The organism is Lelliottia sp. RWM.1 (assembly GCF_016859735.1).
In the GTDB taxonomy this organism is placed as follows: Bacteria; Pseudomonadota; Gammaproteobacteria; order Enterobacterales; family Enterobacteriaceae; genus Enterobacter.
This window is the reverse complement of sequence record NZ_WLVC01000111.1, coordinates 1-2485: the sequence shown is the minus strand read 5'-3', so window position 1 is coordinate 2485 and position 2485 is coordinate 1. Positions and strand designations below refer to the sequence as shown.

Annotated in this window: 2 protein-coding genes and 1 pseudogene; 2 read left to right on the top strand and 1 reads right to left on the bottom strand. The window is 45.9% G+C overall.

What is annotated here, in order from left to right:
* Window positions 1-92: 92 nt before the first annotated feature.
* Together GF617_RS27350 and GF617_RS26695 are read left to right on the top strand one after the other, a co-directional pair.
* Window positions 93-415 (top strand): annotated as a pseudogene (locus GF617_RS27350) (transposase); the annotation flags it as partial.
* Window positions 416-954: 539 nt separating this feature from the next.
* A complete protein-coding gene (locus tag GF617_RS26695; RefSeq protein ID WP_203452769.1) occupies window positions 955-1572 on the top strand; it encodes a helix-turn-helix domain-containing protein in 618 nt (205 codons plus the stop codon).
* Window positions 1573-1669: 97 nt separating this feature from the next.
* Here GF617_RS26695 and GF617_RS26690 read toward each other — a convergent pair.
* The coding region (locus GF617_RS26690; protein WP_203452768.1) for a YadA C-terminal domain-containing protein at window positions 1670-2485 on the bottom strand (816 nt) is incomplete at its 5' end.

The following is a 2485-nucleotide window of genomic DNA, read 5'->3' as shown; positions in this document are numbered from 1 at the left end:
TCATATGCCACCAACTGAATACGAAAAACAATATTATCAGCGGCTCGGAAGTGTCTAGATTATCTGTGGCGATTCACCCTGGGGAGATCGCTATGCGTAAAATCCGATTCACTGAACACCAGATTATCGCCGTTCTGAAGTCCGTCGAAGCGAGGCGAACCGTAAAGGATGTCCGCTGTGAGGCGCTATATCTGAAGCCAGCTACTTTAACTAGAAGGCGAAATATGGTGTGATAGAAGACGCTGATATCAATAAGATAAAAGATCTTGAAGACGAGAATTGTCGCTTGAAGCTGATGTTTGTCGACCTGAGCTTGGAAGGCCGGGAGCTGAAGTCGTCATCGAAAAAAAGCTTTAAAACCAGCGATAAGTGTGAGCTTGTCAGCTATCTGACCGCGCATTTTACGATGAGCATACCTGTATCGCCTTCAGTTGCTAGTGTGTATTAAGTATGCCTAGTCTACAGTCTGGAAAATTCAAGAGTGTGAATTATCCGACAGAAACGCTCACTTCCGGAAACGAACGACAAGCCTATAACGTCCACCAGAGCTTAAACCAGCACAGAAAATCCCGCTCCCAACAATCAACTTAAAAAATCAATAAGATATAAAAACCCCTTCCATATCAACATCATCGCCACTCATTTTGCGCCTTCCCCTTCGCGCAAAAAATCAAAATACCCAACAAAATCAATCACCTATCCCACCAATTACAGGGACACCAGCCTTCTAGGCCCATTGCCCTTGCCAGGCGCCATGCACAAGCAGGTATTTACGGGACATAGGTATTTCCTTGCGTTAACAATAAAAGAAAAAGTAGACCCCGTATGCCGGGCGTAAGCCAGATGCAGTATTACACTTAAAAACCATAACACCTCAGGGAAAGAAAAATGAGATACTGCGTCATACTCTGTTTATAATACTTTTATTCATTGAAATGCGGAGGTGGCATACTTATGGATAATATATCAATTGAAAAATCTATAGCCGCACTTGGTTCAGCCATAATAAATTCAGAAAAATCAGTGTTATTGACCTATGAAAAAAACCAGCGAATCAATACACACAACACAGATGTCATTTATTATGTAGCAAAGGGTAATGTCTCCATACACCCAGAAGATCACCATGGGTTACTATTATTTAACATCTTTGCACCCGAAATCATTGGTCTTGAAAAGATAAGAGGGGTGAACATCATGGGGCATCTTCGCTGCCACACGGATGTTGACATTTATACATTAAAAACAGATGACGCCATTTCTCTTTTTGATGAGCAGAACTTGTGGCCCAATGCATATGATGGTTTATTGCGCTACCTCAACTCACTTTCCCGAAGAGAGAGCAGATTAAACCAACCCAAAATAAGTCACATCATCATTGAGCATATAAAATACATTTGGACATTAAGACCCGCTCAAAGGGAAAGAACATCTATTTTTTCTTATATTTTACAAAGAAGTAATATATCACGAAGTGCGGTCCATAAAACTGTCGCAGAACTGGAAAAGAAAGGTCTGATTCTGGTACAGCGGGGGATATTGATTGAATGCCACCTTGGTGCGCCAGATTAATTATCACACCTACATTCATTTAATGACGAAAAGCCGGTGAATCAATATACTCACCGACTTTTTACTGGATGATGTTATCCGTAAAATGATGGCCATATTACCAGCCGTAACTCACACCACCTCCAATCACAAAATTCTGCTGCGTATCATCTGATACCGATGCTTTGACAATAACGCGTTCTCCGGCACGGGCAGAGAACCCCACAGCCGCAGCACTTTCTCCATCCGTCGAGCCTACGCCAGCACCAATGCTAAACGTCTGCCCCTGAATAACCTGAGGGATATTTGCCATTGCAGCCACGCCTGAGATAGCAGCAGAAGCGCGCTGGCGGTTTTCGTCAATCCGGTTATTCATTTTACTGAAATTCTTGTCCGTATCGGATTTCAACGTTGTGATCTGCTCTTCCTCAGCGGCAATATTGGCACTGTTTTCTGCTACGCGATGGTTGGTAGCCTGGATAGCGTTCTCATTTTCTTCCGCGTGGGCATACGCAATATCCGCACGTGATTGAGCCTCCTCCCCTTTGGCTTCTGCACGTGTCACACTGGCTGACAGGGTATTCAATGTATTGTTTTTTGTAACGTCTACTGCATTGGCTTTCGAATCGGTAAGTGCTTGCGACTGCGCAAGAGTACGCTGCTGATTGCTCACCACACGGGCATCGCCTTCGGCCTGTTGCAGGGCGGTTACCTGCGGCGCGGTGCGCTGGATATTGCCCTTCACCTGACCGAACTTCTGCTCCAGCATCGCAGCATGCAGGGCCTGCGTCTGGCCTGCGGTGCGGGTCTGGTTGTCCGCCACACGGGCATCACCTTCCGCCTGTTGCAGGGCGATTACCTGCGGCGCGGTGCGCTGGATATTGCCCTTCACCTGACCAAACTTCTGCTCCAGCATCGCCGCATGCAGGGCCTG

Bases quoted from the DNA above. Each gene is read 5' to 3' on its own strand.
- GF617_RS26695 (WP_203452769.1), top strand. From the start codon at position 955: ATGGATAATATATCAATTGAAAAATCTATAGCCGCACTTGGTTCAGCC.